General features: G+C 70.7%; 19 protein-coding genes. 12 read left to right on the top strand and 7 right to left on the bottom strand.

Annotated features, from left to right (window positions below):
• The first annotated feature begins 10 nt into the window (after positions 1 to 10).
• The 6 genes from ACWV17_RS18770 (at position 11) to ACWV17_RS18795 (ending at position 4275) form a co-directional block, all read left to right on the top strand.
• Positions 11 to 1006 carry an ATP-binding cassette domain-containing protein gene (locus ACWV17_RS18770; protein WP_455360647.1) on the top strand — a complete coding sequence of 332 codons (996 nt, stop codon included), beginning with the start codon at positions 11 to 13 and terminating at the stop codon, positions 1004 to 1006.
• On the top strand, positions 1003 to 1788 hold the full coding sequence (locus ACWV17_RS18775; RefSeq protein ID WP_455360648.1) for an ABC transporter permease: 786 nt from the start codon (positions 1003 to 1005) through the stop codon (positions 1786 to 1788). Before ACWV17_RS18770 ends, ACWV17_RS18775 begins: the two co-directional genes overlap by 4 nt.
• A 145-nt stretch (positions 1789 to 1933) precedes the next feature.
• Positions 1934 to 2602, top strand: coding sequence for a class I SAM-dependent methyltransferase (locus tag ACWV17_RS18780; RefSeq protein ID WP_455360649.1), 669 nt, complete (start codon positions 1934 to 1936; stop codon positions 2600 to 2602).
• Positions 2603 to 2719: 117 nt separating this feature from the next.
• Positions 2720 to 3196 carry a helix-turn-helix domain-containing protein gene (locus tag ACWV17_RS18785; protein ID WP_455360650.1) on the top strand — a complete coding sequence of 159 codons (477 nt, stop codon included), beginning with the start codon at positions 2720 to 2722 and terminating at the stop codon, positions 3194 to 3196.
• A gap of 32 nt (positions 3197 to 3228) precedes the next feature.
• Positions 3229 to 3834, top strand: a complete 606-nt coding sequence (locus ACWV17_RS18790; protein ID WP_455360651.1) for a hypothetical protein — start codon at positions 3229 to 3231, stop codon at positions 3832 to 3834.
• Positions 3835 to 3939: 105 nt separating this feature from the next.
• On the top strand, positions 3940 to 4275 hold the full coding sequence (locus ACWV17_RS18795) for a DUF2516 family protein (protein ID WP_455351469.1): 336 nt from the start codon (positions 3940 to 3942) through the stop codon (positions 4273 to 4275).
• A gap of 87 nt (positions 4276 to 4362) precedes the next feature.
• Here the strand turns inward: ACWV17_RS18795 and ACWV17_RS18800 are convergent, their stop codons facing one another.
• The 3 genes from ACWV17_RS18800 to ACWV17_RS18810 all read right to left on the bottom strand — a co-directional run bounded on the left by ACWV17_RS18800 (position 4363) and on the right by ACWV17_RS18810 (position 8579).
• On the bottom strand, positions 4363 to 5715 hold the full coding sequence (locus ACWV17_RS18800) for a PP2C family protein-serine/threonine phosphatase (protein WP_455360652.1): 1353 nt from the start codon (positions 5713 to 5715) through the stop codon (positions 4363 to 4365).
• Positions 5716 to 6530: 815 nt separating this feature from the next.
• The gene (locus ACWV17_RS18805) at positions 6531 to 7565 is read right to left on the bottom strand and encodes an NlpC/P60 family protein (RefSeq protein WP_455351013.1); all 1035 of its coding nucleotides are present in this window, start codon (positions 7563 to 7565) and stop codon (positions 6531 to 6533) included.
• Positions 7566 to 7727: 162 nt separating this feature from the next.
• Positions 7728 to 8579: a class I SAM-dependent methyltransferase gene (locus ACWV17_RS18810; RefSeq protein WP_455360653.1), complete on the bottom strand. Its 852-nt coding sequence runs from the start codon at positions 8577 to 8579 to the stop codon at positions 7728 to 7730.
• Positions 8580 to 8788: 209 nt separating this feature from the next.
• On the opposite strand from ACWV17_RS18810, the gene mshA reads away from it, so the two are divergent.
• Both mshA and ACWV17_RS18820 read left to right on the top strand, forming a co-directional pair.
• Complete coding sequence (gene mshA, locus ACWV17_RS18815; protein WP_455351015.1) at positions 8789 to 10132, top strand: D-inositol-3-phosphate glycosyltransferase; 1344 nt, start codon at positions 8789 to 8791, stop codon at positions 10130 to 10132.
• Complete coding sequence (locus tag ACWV17_RS18820; protein ID WP_455360654.1) at positions 10125 to 10616, top strand: YbjN domain-containing protein; 492 nt, start codon at positions 10125 to 10127, stop codon at positions 10614 to 10616. The genes mshA and ACWV17_RS18820 overlap by 8 nt, the downstream gene beginning before the upstream one ends.
• 52 nt (positions 10617 to 10668) lie before the next feature.
• On the opposite strand, the gene ACWV17_RS18825 is transcribed toward ACWV17_RS18820, so the two are convergent.
• Positions 10669 to 12030, bottom strand: coding sequence for an MDR family MFS transporter (locus ACWV17_RS18825; protein ID WP_455360655.1), 1362 nt, complete (start codon positions 12028 to 12030; stop codon positions 10669 to 10671).
• 152 nt (positions 12031 to 12182) lie between these two features.
• Here ACWV17_RS18825 and ACWV17_RS18830 point away from each other — a divergent pair, with 152 nt between their 5' ends.
• Positions 12183 to 12941: a phosphoglyceromutase gene (locus ACWV17_RS18830; RefSeq protein ID WP_455351018.1), complete on the top strand. Its 759-nt coding sequence runs from the start codon at positions 12183 to 12185 to the stop codon at positions 12939 to 12941.
• Positions 12942 to 13035: 94 nt separating this feature from the next.
• Here ACWV17_RS18830 and ACWV17_RS18835 read toward each other — a convergent pair whose 3' ends face one another.
• Together ACWV17_RS18835 and phoU are read right to left on the bottom strand one after the other, a co-directional pair.
• Positions 13036 to 13185, bottom strand: coding sequence for a hypothetical protein (locus tag ACWV17_RS18835; protein WP_455360656.1), 150 nt, complete (start codon positions 13183 to 13185; stop codon positions 13036 to 13038).
• Between the two features lie 326 nt (positions 13186 to 13511).
• The gene (gene phoU / locus ACWV17_RS18840) at positions 13512 to 14192 is read right to left on the bottom strand and encodes a phosphate signaling complex protein PhoU (RefSeq protein ID WP_455351020.1); all 681 of its coding nucleotides are present in this window, start codon (positions 14190 to 14192) and stop codon (positions 13512 to 13514) included.
• Positions 14193 to 14419: 227 nt separating this feature from the next.
• On the opposite strand from phoU, the gene ACWV17_RS18845 reads away from it, so the two are divergent.
• Complete coding sequence (locus ACWV17_RS18845) at positions 14420 to 15802, top strand: sensor histidine kinase (RefSeq protein WP_455360657.1); 1383 nt, start codon at positions 14420 to 14422, stop codon at positions 15800 to 15802.
• Positions 15799 to 16479 (top strand): response regulator transcription factor, encoded by a 681-nt coding sequence (locus tag ACWV17_RS18850; protein WP_142217884.1) that lies wholly within the window; start codon positions 15799 to 15801, stop codon positions 16477 to 16479. The genes ACWV17_RS18845 and ACWV17_RS18850 overlap by 4 nt, the downstream gene beginning before the upstream one ends.
• A 92-nt stretch (positions 16480 to 16571) precedes the next feature.
• Here the strand turns inward: ACWV17_RS18850 and ACWV17_RS18855 are convergent, their stop codons facing one another.
• Complete coding sequence (locus ACWV17_RS18855; RefSeq protein WP_455351022.1) at positions 16572 to 17273, bottom strand: DUF461 domain-containing protein; 702 nt, start codon at positions 17271 to 17273, stop codon at positions 16572 to 16574.
• Positions 17274 to 17839: 566 nt separating this feature from the next.
• Between ACWV17_RS18855 and ACWV17_RS18860 the strand changes: the two genes are divergently transcribed.
• Entirely contained in the window at positions 17840 to 18322 is a 483-nt protein-coding gene (locus ACWV17_RS18860) for a CarD family transcriptional regulator (RefSeq protein ID WP_003953493.1), read from the top strand.
• Positions 18323 to 18442: the final 120 nt, after the last annotated feature.

Consider the following 18442-nt stretch of genomic DNA (forward strand, 5'->3'; position numbering starts at 1 on the left):
AGTCCCCCTCATGACTGATGTGGCCATCGCCGCGAACGGGCTGCGCAAGTCCTACGGCGACAAGACCGTCCTCGACGGCATCGACCTGACCGTCCCCGAAGGAACGATCTTCTCCCTGCTCGGCCCGAACGGCGCCGGCAAGACCACCGCCGTCAAGATCCTCTCCACCCTCATCACCGCCGACGCCGGTGAGATCCGCGTCGGCGGCCACGACCTCGCCACCGACCCACACGCCCTGCGTGCCGCGATCGGTGTCACCGGGCAGTTCTCCGCGGTCGACGGGCTGATCACCGGTGAGGAGAACATGCTCCTGATGGCGGACTTGCACCACCTGTCCAAACGGGAGGGGCGGCGGGTCGCCGCCGAACTGCTGGAGCGGTTCGACCTGGTCGAGGCCGCGAAGAAGCCCGCCTCCACCTACTCCGGCGGCATGAAACGCCGCCTGGACATCGCGATGACCCTGGTCGGCGACCCGCGGATCATCTTCCTCGACGAACCCACCACCGGCCTCGACCCGCGCTCGCGTCACAACATGTGGCAGATCATCCGCGAACTCGTCACCGGCGGCGTCACCGTCTTCCTCACCACCCAGTACCTGGAGGAGGCCGACGAACTCGCCGACAGCATCGCCGTCCTGAACGACGGGAAGATCGCCGCCGAGGGCACCGCCCGGGAACTCAAGCGGCTGGTCCCCGGCGGACACGTCCGCCTGCGCTTCGCCGACCCGGCCGCCTACCAGTCGGCCGCCTCCGCACTGCGCGAGGTCACCGTCCCCCAAGTTCTCGGCTCCGCTCGAGCAGGGGGTGCCCCCAACGACGAGGCACTGTCGCTGCAGATCCCCAGCGACGGCAGCCAACGCGAACTGCGCTCCATCCTCGACTGGCTGGACGCGGCCGGCATCGAGGCGGACGAGCTGACCGTGCACACCCCCGACCTCGACGACGTCTTCTTCGCCCTCACCGGCGGCGCCTGCATCCCCAACCAGCCCAAGGAGAACGCCCGATGAGCTCCCTCACCCTCGCCGTCCGCGACTCGTCCACCATGCTGCGCCGCAACCTCCTGCACGCCCGGCGCTACCCGTCCCTCACCCTGAACCTGCTGCTCACCCCGATCATGCTCCTGCTGCTGTTCGTCTACATCTTCGGCGACACCATGAGCGCCGGCATCGGCGGCGGGAACCGCGCCGACTACATCGCCTACATCGTCCCCGGCATCCTGATGATGACCATCGGCAGCACTGTGGTCGGCACCGCGGTCTCCGTCTCCAACGACATGACCGAGGGCATCATCGCCCGCTTCCGCACCATGGCCATCCACCGCGGCTCGGTGCTCTTCGGGCACGTCGCCGGCAGCGTGATGCAGGCGATCATCAGCGTGGTCCTCGTCGGCGCCGTCGCCGCGGCCATCGGCTTCCGCTCCACCGACGCCACCGTCCTGGAATGGCTCGCCGCATTCGGACTGCTCGCACTGGTCGCCGTGGCATTCACCTGGATCGCGGTCGGCATGGGCATGGGCAGCCCCAACGCCGAGGCCGCCAGCAACAACGCCATGCCGCTGATTCTGCTGCCGCTGATCTCCAGCGCCTTCGTCCCGCTGAGCTCCATGCCCGGCTGGTTCCAGCCGGTCGCCGAGTACCAGCCGTTCACCCCGGCCATCGAGACCCTGCGCGGACTCCTCCTCGGGACCGAGATCGGCAACAACGGGTGGATCACCATCGCGTGGTGCCTCGGCCTCACCGTCCTCGGCTACCGCTGGTCGAAGGCGCAGTTCAACCGCGACCCGAAGTAACCGCCATGACCACGCGGGCCACCTCCCGCAACCCGCTCCACGCCAGGGCGGCGTACACCGACACCACGTCGGAGTACGCCGCCCCGTTCGCGTACAGGCCGGCGCTCCCCAGTCCCCGTTGTCCGTCGCGCACTATCGTTGGCTGATGCGCGCCCACCATATTGACCGGCCAGCCGATCTCGACGTGGTCCGTGAGTCCTATGACCGCGTGGCCGACAACTACGCCCACATGGTGGTGACGACGGGATTCGGCGACATCCGTAGCCATCCATGGCTCAAGGCATCAATCGACGCCTTCGCTGACACCGTGAGCGAGCTTGGGCCTGTCCTCGACGTCGGCTGCGGACCCGGAACGGTGACCGCCTACCTTGCCGAACGCGGACTCGACGTGTCCGGGGTCGATCTCTCCCCTCGCATGATCGAGAACGCGCGCCGTCTTCATCCGCAATGCCGCTTCAGCGTCGCCTCTGCCACCGACCTCGACCTTGGTGAAGCGTCCCTTGGCGGCGTGCTCGGGTGGTGGTCACTGTTCAACCTCCCCCGTGACGTCCTTCCCCAGGTTCTCGCCCTGTTCGCGCGCGCCCTGAAGCCAGGCGGACACTTCATCACCGCAACACACGTCGGCGACGAAGACGCGGTGCGCACCGAGGCCTACGGAGGTGTACCCGTTCGTTGGACGACACACAAATGGCGGCCGGAACAACTCGTGGACCTGATCGAGCAGGCTGGACTGCGCCCGGTCGCCGAACTTCGGCTCCCTGCAGATGAGCAAAGCGGGCCGGGTCTGGTCGTCATGGCCAAGCAACCCGGCTGAGAATCAGGCGTCGGAAGCGGCACAGGGTCCCGTACCGGGCAAGGCGAATGCGTGAAGTGGCGCACTTTTGCAAGCATGTGCTTGCAAAAGTTAGCGCTAGTGTTGCACCATCGCAGCATGGCATCACTCAACGTCGGCAATCTCGGTGAGTATCTGCGCGAGCAGCGGCGTTCCGCCCAGCTCTCGTTGCGGCAGCTTGCCGAAGCCGCCGGGGTGTCCAATCCGTATCTCAGCCAGATCGAGCGCGGCCTGCGCAAGCCGAGCGCGGACATCCTGCAGCAGCTCGCCAAGGCGCTGCGGATCTCCGCCGAGACGCTGTACGTGCAGGCCGGGATTCTCGACGAGCGGGACCGGGACGAGGTCGAGACGCGCGCCGTCATACTCGCCGACCCCACGATCAACGAGCGGCAGAAGCAGGTGCTGCTCCAGATCTATGCGTCCTTCCGCAAGGAGAACGGGCTCGACGGGGACGGGCTCGGCGTGGACGGGCTCGGCGTGGACGGGCTCGACGCGGACCAGGACGCCGGATACGACACCGCCGCTGACGGCCCCCGCACGGCCGGCCCCAGTGATGCCGCACCACCCTCAAACTGAACTTCGAACTGCGATCCGGGAGGACCACAGTCATGGCCATCACCGATGACCTGCGTAAGACCCTCACCGACCCGACCCCCCTCTACTTCGCCGCCGGCACCGCCGACCTCGCCGTGCAGCAGGCCAAGAAGGTTCCGGCGCTGATCGAGAAGATCCAGGCCGAGGCGCCCGGCCGTATCGAGGCTGTGCGCAACACCGACCCCAAGGCCGTCCAGGAGAAGGTGACCGCGCAGGCCAAGGAGGCGCAGGCCACCGTCACGGCGAAGGTCAACGAGGTGTTCGGCACGATCGACACCGACCTGAAGAAGCTGGGCGAGTCCGCTCAGGACCTGGCGCTGCGCAGCGTGGGCGTGGCCGCGGAGTACGCGGTCAAGGCGCGCGAGGCGTACGAGAAGGTCGCCGAGCACGGCGAGCAGACCGTGCGCGCGTGGCGCGGCGAGGCCGCCGAGGAGATCGCCGAGATCGCCGTGGCGGTCGAGCCGAACGCGGAGCCGAAGCCGGAGCCGAAGGCCGAGGAGAAGGCCGAGGTGAAGACCGAGGTCCCCGCGCAGGAGTCCAAGGCCGCCTCCACGAAGAAGACCGCCGCCCCGCGCAAGCCGGTCGCGGCCAAGAAGACCACCCCGCCGGCCGAGAAGTAGGCGACAGCGGGATGTAAGTGGACCGGGCACCCAGGGGGTGCCCGGTTCGTTGTGCGGGTACGTTGGCCGCGAGGCGCTTCATTGACTGACTAGGTGGTGCACGGCATGTTGCTCTCGGGATTCGGCCTTTTCACCCAGCTGCTCTTTCTCGCCATGCTTGTCCTGGCTGTGGTGGCGCTGTTCTTCGCCGTGACGGCTCGCGAGGACGCGTACCGCGCCGCCGGCAAGCAGACCAAGCCGTTCTGGCTGATCCTCCTCGGCATCACCGTGGTGGTGAACCTGTTCGTGCCGATGCTGTTCCTGCAGATCGCCGGCCTGATCGCCACCATCGTTTTCATGGTGGACGTGCGGCCCGCGCTCAAGCAGGTGTCGGGTGGCAGTGGCCGGCGGGGCGGCAGCAGTAGCGACGGGCCGTACGGGCCGTACAACGGCGGGCGGTAGGCCAGCCCCGGCTGATGCGTGCCCGGCTGATTTGTGCCCGGCTGATCCGCGCCCGCCCGGCCGATCCGCGCCGGGAGCGTTCCTACGTCAGCGTCCGCGGTCCAGCAGCAGTACGGCCACGTCGTCCGTGAGCTCGCCGCCGTTCAGCTCGCGCACCTGCGCCACGGCCGCCTCCAGCAGTTCCTCACCGTCGAGGCCCTGCGCGAGCTGACGGTTGATCATGTCGACCATGCCGTCCTGGCCCAGACGCTGGGTGCCCGATCCGATGCGTCCCTCGATCAGGCCGTCGGTGTACATCATCAGGCTCCAGGAACCGCCCAGCTCGACCTGGCGGCGCGGCCAGCGGGCGCGCGGCAGCAGGCCCAGGGCGGGGCCGCTGTTGTCGTACGGGAGGAGCTGCGCGGGTCGTCCGGGGCGGGATATCAGCGGGGCGGGGTGGCCGGCCAGGCAGAGCCCGGCCCGCCGGCCGTCGGGGGCGATGTCCACCGTGCAGAGGGTCGCGAAGATCTCTTCGTTGTCCCGCTCGTGTTCGAGGACCTGCTGCAGCGTGGAGAGCAGCTCGTCGCCGCACAGCCCCGCGAGCGTCAACGCGCGCCAGGCGATGCGGAGTTCGACGCCGAGAGCGGCTTCGTCCGGGCCGTGGCCGCAGACGTCGCCGATCATCGCGTGGACGGTGCCGTCCGGCGTACGGACGGTGTCGTAGAAGTCGCCACCGAGCAGGGCCCTGCTGCGGCCTGGCCGGTAGCGGGCGGCGAAGCGCAGGTCGGAGCCGTGCAGCAGCGGGGTGGGGAGCAGGCCGCGCTCCAGGCGGGCGTTCTCCTGGGCGCGCAGCCGGGACTCGGCGAGCTTGTACTGGGCGGTGTCGGCGCGTTTGCGCTCCACCGCGAACCGGATGGCGCGGCTGAGCAGCCGGCCGTCGAGCTCGTCGCGGAAGAGGTAGTCCTGCGCGCCGACGCGGACCGCCTCGGCGGCGCGCTCGGCGTCGGCCTGGCCGGCGAGCGCGAGGACGGCGTGGCGGGGCGCGAGGCGCAGGACGTGCCGGAGCGTGTCGAGCTGGTCGTTGTGGGTGGCTGTGGCGGTGGCTGCGCCGGCGCCTGTGCCGGTGCCTCCGCCGGTGCCTGTGCCTCCGCCTGTGCCTGTGCCTGCGATGGCCGCGGTCGCCCTGGTCGGGAGGGCGAGGTCGAGGTCGAGCAGGATGCAGTGGACGTCGTCGGTGAGCAGCCGCTCGGCCTCGGTCAGATTCCGGGCGGTACGGATACGGATCCGCTTGCCCGAGGCGTCGAGCATGTCCGGGACGGTGAAGGTGCCGGCGGGGTCGTCCTCTATCACCAGCAGTGTGAGGCCGGGGTCACTGGTACTTCTGGCCTGCTGCTGCAGCAGGCCGGCCTGACCGCTCTCCGCGGCCGGGATGTCCCTCTGCCGCGGTACGGGTACGGGCATCGTCTCGGTTTCCTTCCCTCCCCCCGAGGGTGCGGCGGAGCGCAGATCTACGTCCCGCCAGACCGGGACCATAGCGTTAGCGGACGCCGATGCGGAATGGCGAACGAAGATCCGCCCCTGTCATATGCCGCATCCGCCGGGAAAGGGCGTGTGGGGGAATGACGAACATCACGCGAAAGCGAAGATCAATGCGCCGTGGGCGGATGGTCCTGCTGCGTGGAGGGCACGGCTGGATGACCCGGGGGCGAGTTCGTTCGGGTGGGGGGCCGCCCGGTTGGTGATGATGGCGGTTGCGGGCCGGGTGTCAAGGGCGCTCCCTGCGGTCGCGTCGCTGCGCGATGGGCTGCGCCCACCCTGGACTCCCGTCCCTCCACCGCTGACTGATGAGTGGGGGGCGGCCCCCGGGGCGGGGCCCCGGGGCTGCTGGTGCCCCGCTTGCGGGTCCGCCCCCGGCCGCAGGCCGGTGGGTGGTTGCGGGGCGCGGTCTCCCCGGGGCGGGCCCGGCCCCGGCTCAGCGGCCGCCGGGTGGTGGGCGGACGCCTCGGGATGGGCGCGGCCCCGGCCAAGCGGCCGCAGGCCGGTGGGCAGGGCGCCATGTTCTCGCGGGGGCCCGGCCCCGGCTCACCGGCCGTCGGGTGGTGGTTTGGGCGCAGTTGGCCCGGGATGGGCGCTCCCTCGGCTCAGCGGCCGCAGGCCGGTGGGTGGCGGCTCGTGCGGGCGCCCGTTGGGTGGGTCGCCTTCCGTCGGCCGCCCGGCCCGGGCCGTGGTCCGCTCCGGCCCCGGCCTCGTCCGCCCTCCCGGCGGCCCCCGGCCGCCTACGCGTCTGGGCGGACCACCGCCAGGATCGGCATGGAGCCCGCGCCTGCGATGGTGATGTTCCGGCCGGGGCGGGGGGCGTGGACGATGGCTCCGTCGCCTATGTACATCCCGACATGGCTGGCGTCCTTGTTGTAGATGATCAGGTCGCCCGGCCGCATGTCCTTCAGCTCCACCCTCGGCAGCAGCCGCAGCTGCTCCTGCGAGGTGCGCGGGATGCCCCGCCCCGCCGCGGCCCACGCCTGCGAGGTCAGGCCCGAGCAGTCGTACGTCGACGGGCCCTCCGCCCCCCACTCGTACGGCTTGCCGATCTGCGCCGTCGCGAACCGCACAGCCGTTCTGCCCTGCTCGCTGGCCTTGCCGTTGATCTCCTTCAGGACTCCGGAGTCCAGCCAGGCCGTCTGCGCCTTGAACTGCGCGTCGCGCTCCAGCTGGAGCAGCCGCGCCCGCTCCTCCGCCTCCAGCGTGGACTCCAGCGCTTTGGCCTCGGCGATCTGCCGGGTGATCTGCTTCTTGGCCGCTTCCTTCTTCACCCGGTTGGCTTCGAGGGACTGCCAGTGGTCGCCCGCCTTCGCGGTGTACGTCTGCAAGTCGGCCTGCGTGCGCGCGAGTTCGGACAGCAGGTCCTTCGTCGCCTTCTCGCCCTGGCGGAGCCGGCCGGCCCCCTCCAGGAACTGCTGCGGGTCGTCACTCAGTGCCAGTTGGGCCTCCGGCGGCAGGCCGCCGGTGCGGTACTGCGCGCGGGCGGCGGCGCCGGCCCAGCCCTTCAGCCTCTCGATCTTGCTCTGCCCCGCGACGATCGCCTTCGCCAGTGCGACGATCTGGGCCGACTGCTTCTCGGCCTGTTCCTCTGCGGCGTTGTACGCGTCGGTGGCGGCTGCCGCCTTGTGATAGAGGCTGTCTATCTCCTTGCGTACCTCTTCAAGGGACTTGGGCGCCTTGGGCTTTGGCGCGGCATGCGCCAGGCCGGGGGCGGCCAGCAGTGACAGCGCGCAGACAAGAGTGAGTGCGGTGGCGCCGCGGCGTCGGTTCACAAGTCCCCCTCTGGACACGTGGGTCGGCAGCCGAATGTGATTAACCGTCAGTAACTTTGCACGGACTCCGGGATGGTGCCACGACTCGGCAGAAACCGACAGCCCTCCCCGCGTGATCGTGAAACGGCTGGTGGCTGTCAGGCGTTCCCGTCGGTTTTGCCGTTACGCCCGCGCGGTCGGTCGGAGGGCCGCCCAGCGGACTGTGATCTCTCCTTGGCGCCACCGTCCCGGCCCGTCCGTCAGCGGCCAGTCCGCCGACAGGTCGCGGGCGCAGCGGATCCAGCGCTGGCGGGCGCCGAACGACGCGTAGGGCGCCGCGGCCGCCCACGCGCGGTCGAAGTCGCGCAGGAACGCGTGGACCGGCTCGCCGGGCACGTTGCGGTGGATCAGCGCCTTCGGGAGGCGCTCCGCCAGGTCGGAGGGCCGCTCCAGGGAACCGAGCCGGGTCGCGAACGTCACCGTGCGCGGTCCCTCCGGCCCGAGCGCGACCCACACGTGCCTGCGCCCGATCTCGTCGCACGTGCCTTCCACCAGCAGCCCGCCCGGCGCCAGTCGCGCGCTCAGCCGTTCCCACACCGCGGCGACCTCGGCCTCGTCGTACTGCCGCAGGACGTTCGCCGCCCGGATCAGCGCGGGGCCGTGGTGCCCGCCCGGAGTGCGGTGGCCGTGGCCGTCGAGCGGGACCTCGAAGCCGCCGTGCCGGAAGGCCAGGCCCTCGCGTTCGTACGGCTTCGCGGCCGCGACCCGGGCGGGGTCGATCTCGATGCCCACCACGCGGGCCGCGGGCGCCGCGGTCCGCAGCCGCGTCAGCAGCTCCACGGCCGTCCAGGGGGCGGCTCCGTACCCGAGATCCACGGCCACCGGGTCGGCGCAGCGGCGCAGCGCCGCGCCGTGCGTGGCCGCTATCCAGCGGTCCATGCGGCGCAGCCGGTTGGGGTTGGTGGTCCCGCGCGTCACCGTGCCCACCGGAGGCCCACGGCGGGCCGGGGGCGGGGGAGGGGTGCGGCCGACCATGGCATAGAGGGTAGGCGCTCTCCTCCGCATCCCCGACCGCCCAGGTCCACCACCCCCGCCGGCCGCCCTCGCCTGCGTCAATGGTTGAGTCCTGGCCGGTAATGGTTTGGTAAAGCGGAAATGCGAGGGCGGGTTCCGGTGGTTGCTGCTCTTGGAGGGCTCCCGTGGGCCCCGCCGCCATGCCCGCCCCCAGCGAGAGGACCCGTCACGTGAGCCAGTACGTGTCCAGGCTCGGCGGGCGGCTCGCCGCCCCGCCCCGGCTGCGCCTGCCCGGCGGGCACCGCAAGCCGCGCCGTATCGCGATGCTGAGCGTGCACACCTCCCCGCTGCACCAGCCCGGCACGGGCGACGCCGGCGGCATGAACGTCTACATCGTCGAGCTCGCCAAGCGTCTCGCGGCGATCAACATCGAGGTCGAGATCTTCACCCGGGCCACCACCGGCGGCCTGCCGCCCCTGGTCGAGCTGGCCCCCGGGGTGCTGGTCCGGCACGTCGACGCCGGACCGTACGAGGGCCTGGCCAAGGAGGACCTGCCGGCCCAGCTGTGCGCCTTCACGCACGGCGTGATGCAGGCGTGGGCCGGCCACCGCCCGGGCTACTACGACCTCGTTCACTCCCATTACTGGCTCTCCGGGCACGTGGGCTGGCTCGCCGCAGAACGCTGGGGCGTCCCCCTCGTCCACGCCATGCACACCATGGCCAAGGTCAAGAACGCCGCGCTCGCCGAGGGCGACACCCCGGAGCCGGCCGCCCGCGTCATCGGCGAGACCCAGATCGTGCGCGCCGCGGACCGGCTCATCGCCAACACCGCGGAGGAGGCGGACGAGCTCGTACGCCACTACGAGGCCGAGCCCGGCAAGGTCGCCGTCGTCCACCCCGGGGTCAACCTGGACCGCTTCCGGCCCGCCGCCGGCCGCGCCGCCGCCCGGGACCGCCTGGGCCTGCCGCAGGACGCCCTGATTCCGCTCTTCGCCGGCCGTATCCAGCCCCTGAAGGCCCCGGACATCCTGCTCCGCGCGACCGCCGCGCTGGTGGGGCAGGACCCGTCCCTCCGTACGCGACTGGTCGTCCCCGTCGTCGGCGGTCCCAGCGGCAGCGGCCTGGCCAAGCCCGAGGGCCTGCAGAAGCTGGCCGCCCGCCTCGGCATCGCCGACCTCGTCCGCTTCCACCCGCCGGTCGGGCAGGACCAGCTCGCCGACTGGTTCCGCGCGGCGTCCGTCCTGGTCATGCCCTCGTACAGCGAATCCTTCGGCCTGGTCGCCATAGAGGCGCAGGCGGCCGGTACGCCGGTGCTGGCCGCGGCGGTCGGCGGTCTGCCCGTGGCCGTACGCGACGGCGTCAGCGGCCTGCTCATCCCCGGCCACGACCCCGCCGACTACGCCCGCGCCCTGCGGCGCTTCGTCGACGATCCCGGCCTCTCCGCGCGGATGGGCGGCGCGGCGGCCCGGCATGCCCGCTCCTTCGGCTGGGACACCGCCGCGTCGGCCACGGCGGACGTGTACACCGCGGCGATGCACGATCACCGCCGTCGCGTACGCTCGCACCATGGCTGACGTGCTGAAGGTCATCGAGCAGACACTGACGGACGCCGAACTGGACTGGGAGAGCCCGGAACCGGGGCAGTACGTCGTCAAACTCCCCGGCACGCGCAAGCTCTCCACGACCTGCTCGCTGATCGTCGGCAAGCACTCGCTGTCGGTCAACGCGTTCGTGATCCGGCACCCCGACGAGAACGACGCCGCCGTGCACCGCTGGCTGCTGGAGCGCAACCTCCGCCTGTACGGGCTGAGTTACGCGATCGACCGGCTCGGCGACATCTACCTGGCCGGCAAGCTGCCGCTCGCGGTGGTGACGCCGGAGGAGCTGGACCGGCTGCTCGGCACGGTGCTGGAGGCGGCGGACGGCAGCTTCAACACCCTCCTCGAACTCGGCTTCGCGAGCGCGATCCGCCGGGAGTACGAGTGGCGCGTGGCACGGGGTGAATCGACGCGCAACCTGGACGCGTTCACGCACCTGACCCAGCGCCCCACCACCTGACGGACCGGCCGCGTCGGGACCGGCGGCGGCCTCAGGATCCGGCCGCCGCCGGTCAGTCGGCCGGCCGCCGGCCCTGAACGTCACCCGTGGGCACCACAGCCGTAGGTGCCATGGCCGTCGGAACCACCGCCTCCGGAGCGACGTCGGCGGCCATGACGTCAGCGGCGACGGCGTCGGAGCCGGCCGTCCCGTCGTCCGGGAACGCCCCGGCCTCCGCCGGCAGCCGCCGCATCAGCAGCCAGTACCCCAGCCCCGCCAGCGTGCCGAGCGCCGCGCACGAGGCCCACAGCCACCGCGCGCCGAAGCGGTCGATGACATAACCCGCCATCAGGGGCGCGAGCAGCGCCGCGACCGACCAGGACATCGTGTACACGCCCTGGTAGCGGCCGCGCCCGTGCGCGGGGGACAGCCGGACCACGAGGCCCATCTGCGTGGGTGAGTTGACGATCTCGGCCAGCGTCCAGACGCACACCGTCAGCGCGTACACCCCGATCGACCCGGCGAACGCGGTCAGCCCGAAGCCGTATCCCGCCAGCAGGCCGGAGAGGACCAGCAGTCGTTGCGGGTCGCGGTGTTCGATGAAGCGGGTCACGGGGATCTGGAGGGCGACGATCAGCACCCCGTTGACCGCGATCACGAGCCCGTAGTCGGACGGGGAGAAGCCCTCCGCACCCATCGCCACCGGCAGGCCGACCGAGCCCTGCATGAAGATCATCGAGATCAGGAAGGACAGTCCGACGACGCCCATGAAGCGCCCGTCGCGCAGGACCGTCCCGAGTCCGATCTCCGCCCCGTCCTTCGCCCCCGCCGCCCCGCGTTCCGGCCTGGACTCCGGCAGCTTGACGAACACCAGCACCGCGCAGAGCAGCGTCAGCGCGGCCTCGCCGAGGAAGCCCGCCAGATAGCTGTACTCGGCGATGAGGCCCGCGGCGGCCGAGGAGATCGCGAACCCCAGGTTGATGGCCCAGTAGTTGAGCGCGAAGGCGCGCACCCGGTCCTCGGGCCGGACGATGTCGGCCATCATCGCCTGCACCGCCGGGCGCGAGGCGTTGCTCGTCATACCGACCAGGAAGGCGACGGCCGCGATGGCGGCCGGGTGCTGCATAAAGCCGAGCAGCGCTACCGAGGCGGCCGTCGAACTCTGGGCGATGAGCAGCGTGGGCCGGCGCCCCAGCCGGTCGGTCATCACCCCGGCACCGAGTGAGGAGGCGACACCGCCGAGGCCGTGGAGCGCGGCGACCAGTCCCGCGAAGGAGGCCGAGTAGCCCCGCTCCAGCGTCAGGTACAGGGCCATGAAGGTGGCGACGAAGGCCCCGAGCCGGTTGACCAGCGTGCTGGCCCACAACCACCAGAACGCCCGGGGCAGTCCCGCGACACTCTCGCGCGCGGCCCGCCTGAGACTGGCAACGGACATCGGGATCCCCCCAGGGATGTAAGAGGCGCAAGCAACCTCCGCAAGTTACAGTCGCCGCGCTCCCGGGCGCCACCGAATTGACGCCGTCCGTCAGTCGAGACCGCCGTCCCCATGCGCGCGAGGCCGCGTCCGCGTCTATTAGGCTCGTACGCATGGCCGACGCACCGTACAAGCTGATCCTCCTCCGCCACGGCGAGAGCGACTGGAACGCGAAGAACCTGTTCACCGGCTGGGTGGACGTCAACCTCACCGAGAAGGGCGAGAAGGAGGCGGTCCGCGGCGGTGAGCTGCTGAAGGACGCCGGCCTGCTGCCCGACGTACTGCACACCTCCCTCCAGAAGCGCGCCATCCGCACCGCGCAGCTCGCCCTCGAGGCCGCGGACCGCCACTGGATCCCGGTGCACCGCTCCTGGCGCCTGAACGAGCGCCACTACGGCGCGCTCCAGGGCAAGGACAAGGCGCAGACGCTCGCCGAATTCGGCGAGGAGCAGTTCATGCTGTGGCGCCGCTCGTACGACACCCCGCCGCCGGTCCTGGAGGACGGCGCCGAGTTCTCGCAGAGCGACGACCCGCGCTACGCGACGATCCCGAGCGAGCTGCGTCCGCGCACGGAGTGCCTGAAGGACGTCGTCGAGCGCATGCTGCCGTACTGGTACGACGGCATCGTCCCCGACCTGCTGGCCGGCCGCACCGTCCTGGTCGCCGCGCACGGCAACTCGCTGCGCGGCCTGGTCAAGCACCTCGACGGTATCTCCGACGACGACATCACGGGCCTGAACATCCCCACCGGCATCCCGCTCTACTACGAGCTGGACGCCGACTTCAACCCGCTGGTCCAGGGCGGCACGTACCTCGACCCGGAGGCGGCCGCGGCGGCGATCGAGGCCGTCAAGAACCAGGGCAAGAAGTAACCTCCCGCCCGATCAGGAGCGATCAGGCCACTGCGGCCAAGCAGGCTCGGCGAAGGGCCCCGTCCGGCTGGACGGGGCCCTTCCGTTCGCGTTGCTAGCCGCAGCAGCCACCGCACTGGCACGGCCCGCCCGACTGGCAGCCGCAGCCGCAGCCCGAGCCGCAGCCGCAGGTGCCGAGGAGCGGCAGACGGACCGGTTCGGCCGGCTGTTCCTGCTGGGAGTTGGGCGTGGGGGAATCGGCCATGGGGATCCTCCTCGAAGGCGTACGACGCGTACTGCCTGCTGCCCATTGCATGCCCACTCCCAAGGGCGCATCAACGGCGCACACGCGCAGGACCGCGCGGACCGTTGCGGGAAACCGGGCTAGGGGGTGTCGTCGAAGTAGCGCCGTCCGCCCGAAGGGCGGGACCCGCGGCGTCTGGTGCGGTGCATCGCAAGGCGGTGGGGGCACCTCCCAGCCGCCAGGCTGGGGGAGATCATCCTCGTACTGGACGTACTTGGATGACTCCGACAACGCAGCGAGGTGCCGTGCCAGACGCCGCGGGTCAGGCGGGACTTTGACGACACCCCCTACGGGCCCTCGACCTGCGCCGGGGCGGATTGCAGTTCGTCCGCGTGCTCGCCCGTCACCAGGTACACCACGCGCTTGGCGACGGACACCGCGTGGTCCGCGAACCGCTCGTAGTACCGGCCCAGCAGCGTCACGTCGACCGCCGTCTCGATGCCGTGCTTCCAGCGGTCGTCCATCAGGTGCTGGAACAGCGTGCGGTGCAGCAGGTCCATCTCGTCGTCGTCCTGCTCCAGCTGGAGCGCGAGGTCGACGTCCTTGGTGATGATGACCTCGGCCGCCTTGGCCATCAGGCGCTGCGCGAGCTGCCCCATCTCCAGGATGGTGGCGTGCAGGTCGTCCGGAACCGCCGAGTTCGGGAAGCGGAGCCGGGCGAGCTTGGCGACGTGCTGCGCCAGGTCGCCGGAGCGCTCCAGGTCGGCGCTCATCCGCAGCGACGTGACCACGATCCGCAGGTCCGTCGCGACCGGCTGCTGGCGCGCCAGCAGGGCGATGGCCCTGGCCTCCAGGTCGTGCTGGAGATCGTCCACCTTCTGGTCCGCGGCGATCACGCTTTCGGCGAGCTTCAGATCGGCGTCCAGCATGGACGTGGTGGCCCGCCCGATCGCCGACCCGACGAGCCGGGCCATCTCGACCAGGCCCTCGCCGATCGAGTCCAGTTCCTCGTGGTACGCGTCCCGCATTGGCTGTCCCTCTCTTGTCCCGCTCTCGACCGGCTCGGTCTTGTCCCGCTCGGTCCCGACGGGGGCTCTTCCGGACCCCCACGCTCCCACGTTCTGTCCCGTACGCGTCCGGCTCCGGCACCGCAAGTGAACCGGTCCCGTCCCCACGGTGAACTCTGGGCGACGACTGTTCGAGGTGCCACCCGAACGGCTGTGGAACTGTCATCGGGCCTGCTTAACCTGGATGCATGGACGTGAACGCGGCGGTCGCCGCATTGGCAGCGATCGCCGGGGTGTGCACCGGCGTGATCGCCATGCTGGCGTTCCGCTGGAGCGAGCGCGACCAGGCCCGCCCCACCAGGACCTCTCTGCACACGGACCCCGTACTGCCGCCCGGCGTGGACACCGTGCTCTCCGTGCTGCGCTCGTCCGCCGTCGTCCTCGACGAGGGGGACAGCGTGGTGAAGGCCAGCTCCGCAGCGTACGCGCTGGGCCTGGTCCGCGGCGGCAAACTGGCCGTCGAACCCATGCTGCACATGGCGCGCGACACCCGCCGTGACGGTGAGATACGGCAGGTAGAGCTCGACCTGCCCCGGCGCGGCACCGGCCGCGGCGAAGCCCTGGCGGTCTCCGCGCGGGTCGCCCCGCTCGGCTCCCGCCTCGTCCTGCTGCTGGTGGAGGACCTCACCGAGGCCCGCCGTATCGAAGCGGTACGGCGCGACTTCGTCGCGAACGTCAGCCACGAGCTCAAGACCCCGACGGGCGCGCTCTCGCTGCTCTCCGAGGCAGTCATGGACGCGTCGGACGACCCCGAGGCGGTGACCCGGTTCGCCGGCCGGATGCAGATCGAGGCGACCCGCCTGACCAATCTGGTCCAGGAGCTCATCGACCTCTCCCGGGTGCAGAACGACGACCCGCTGGAGGACGCCGAGCCGGTCCGCGTCGACACCCTGGTCGCCGAGGCGATCGACCGCTGCCGCCACACGGCGTCGTCCAAACAGATCACCATGGCCACGGGCGGCACCGCCGACCTGTATGTCTGGGGCAATCGCGGCCAGCTGGCCGCGGCCCTGGGCAACCTCGTGGAGAACGCCGTCAACTACAGTCCGGCCCGCACCCGCGTCGGCATCGCCGGGCGCCGGGTCACCGCGCCCGGCGGGGATCTGATCGAGATCGCCGTGACCGACCAGGGCATCGGCATCCCCGAGAAGGACCGCGAGCGCATATTCGAGCGCTTCTACCGGGTCGACCCGGCCCGCTCCCGGGCCACCGGCGGCACCGGCCTGGGCCTCGCCATCGTCAAGCACGTGGCCGCCTCGCACGGCGGGGAGGTCACGGTGTGGAGCTCGGAAGGTCAGGGCTCCACGTTCACGCTGCGGCTCCCGGAGGCCGGCGCCGTACGCGACCAGGCCACGACGGAGGGCCGGCCCGGCGGCGGACTGCTGGTCCCGGGCGATGTCGACGAGGACGCGGACAGCGAGGACGCCGGCATCGAGACCGCCGGTATGGAGGCCGCCGGCGCCGGCGACGACCCGTACGACTACGACACGACCCGCAGCACCACCACCCATGCCACCCGCTCCGCGTTTGACTCAACAGCAGCCATTCCTGCCCCGGAGGTCCTTCCGTGACCCGAGTGCTCGTCGTCGAGGATGAGGAATCCTTCAGCGACGCCCTGTCCTACATGCTCCGCAAAGAGGGCTTCGAGGTCGCCATCGCGACCACCGGGCCCGAGGGGCTCGACGAGTTCGAGCGCAATGGCGCCGACCTCGTCCTGCTCGACCTGATGCTGCCCGGACTCCCCGGCACCGAGGTGTGCCGGCAGCTGCGCGGCCGGTCGAACGTCCCGGTCATCATGGTGACCGCCAAGGACAGCGAGATCGACAAGGTCGTCGGCCTGGAGATAGGAGCCGACGACTACGTGACCAAGCCCTTCTCCTCGCGGGAGCTGGTCGCCCGCATCCGCGCGGTCCTGCGCCGCCGGGGTGAGCCGGAGGAGGTCACGCCGGCGGCCCTGGAGGCCGGTCCGGTCCGGATGGACGTGGACCGCCATGTCGTCACGGTCTCCGGCGGCAAGGTCGACCTCCCGCTGAAGGAGTTCGACCTGCTGGAGATGCTGCTGCGCAACGCGGGCCGGGTACTGACCCGGATGCAGCTGATCGACCGGGTGTGGGGCGCGGACTACGTCGGCGACACCAAGACCCTGGACGTCCACGTCAAGCGCCTGCGGGCCAAGATCGAGCCGGACCCGGGAGCCCCGAGGTACCTGGTGACGGTCCGCGGCCTGGGGTACAAGTTCGAGCCGTAAGCCGCTCCCCGTTTATGCAGGAAGGCGCACCCGCGGGTTCTCCCGGCGGGGGCGCCTTCCTGCGTGTACCTCGTTTGTGCGGATACAGACGGTCAGTGATCGGTGCCGTGCGACGCGGACGACTCGTCCGACGGGGTGCCCTCGCCCTCGCCCGGCTCCTCGCCGTCGTCGGCCGGCTCGCCGGACGCCTCGCCGCCGGGCCGTCCCGGCCGGTCCGTCGTGGTCGCCGGCGCCGTCGGCGATGCCGGGGGCGACGGCTTCGCGGTGGGCTCCGCGGCTGCCGCCGACGGGCCGTACGCCGCGTAGTAACCGGCCGCCGGGACGACGAACGCCCTCAGCTGCACATCGCCGGTTTCGCTGAACTCGAAGACGACCTTCTGCGCGTCCCCGTCCTTCGCCGCCTCGCGACCCTTCGCGATGACCGCGGACGCGTTGCCCTCGCCGCCGAGGACGACGGAGCCGCCGGCCGGCACGGTGACCGGGCCGGAGCCCTTGGCCGACGTCAGCTTCACCTCGGCGCCGGCGCCGGGCAGCTTGACCGACTCGAGCGTCTCGGGCTTCGTGCCGTTGTTGAAGAGCGTCGCGGAGACCACGGCCGGGCCCTTGGCCTTGGCCTTTGCCTGCGTGATGACCAGCGCGTTCTGGATCTCGATGTTGCCGACGGAGACCGCGGCGTTGTCCGGCTTGACCTGAAGCGACTGAGCGTCGTTGCCCGCACCGCACGCGGAGAGCGAGGCGATCGAGAACGCGAGGGCGGTAGCGGCGAGAGCGCCGCGTCGAAGGCTGCGGCTCACGGCGGCGGCAACTCCTTGGACGTACGTCGGAACGGGCAGGGTGTGTCAGCGCGCTTAGGTTACCGAGCCGCCGACCCCGTCCTGCACCCGACCCTCCGCACCCTGAGCGGGGAAGCGGGGGCTGCGCGCGGCGGTGGCCGGTCCGGGGATTTCGTACGCCGTTCACATAAGCCCGGTGATCAATTTCCCGGACCGGTTCATCGACCGGTCCATGAACCGGTTCCGGGCGAGAACGCATTCCGTGTCACAAAACCCGCTTCGGCGCGCCCCGATCAATTCCGTACGGGTCATCGGCAGCCGAACGGAGTAGGGAAAGTTCACCACTCGGAACCCGGCAAATCGGGATGTTAGACCCTTCGTGCGGGTGGCATGCAGCGTGTGACGAGGGCGTTTCGGGCCGTCCGCAGAGCCGCTCCGACCTGCGAATACCCGCTTCCGGGAGGTCTCCGCAGCACGTTCGTGTTGCTGTTGTCAAGCCCCGAGATATGCCCTGACCTGCGGAAACGCCATTCAGAACAGTCCGTTCTCGTGTTACTCTGGATAGCCACGGAAGGGGTACCTGTCACATGACGTTCAAGGTTGGCGACACCGTGGTCTATCCCCATCACGGGGCCGCGCTGATCGAGGCCATCGAAACTCGCCAGATCAAAGGCGTGGACAAGACCTACTTGGTGCTCAAGGTCGCCCAGGGCGACCTGACGGTTCGGGTACCGGCGGACAATGCGGAGTTCGTCGGCGTTCGCGACGTGGTTGGTCAGGACGGGCTGGACCGGGTCTTCGAGGTGCTGCGGGCACCGTACGCCGAAGAGCCGACGAACTGGTCCCGTCGCTACAAGGCAAATCTCGAGAAGCTCGCCTCCGGCGATGTCATCAAGGTCGCGGAAGTCGTCCGTGACCTGTGGCGTCGTGAGCGTGAGCGCGGTCTGTCCGCCGGCGAGAAGCGCATGCTCGCCAAGGCGCGGCAGATCCTGGTGAGTGAGCTGGCGCTCGCTGAGAACACCAATGAGGACAAGGCCGAGGCGCTGCTCGACGAGGTTCTCGCGTCCTGACGCGCTGATCCTGGCGCGCTGAGCACTGTTGTGCCGCGGTGCCCGATGACACATCTGCTGTCGCCGGGCGCTGCGGCATGTCTGGCCCCATTGCCCGACCTGCTATCTGCCCCGCTAGCT

The organism is Streptomyces mabaensis, assembly GCF_053763515.1.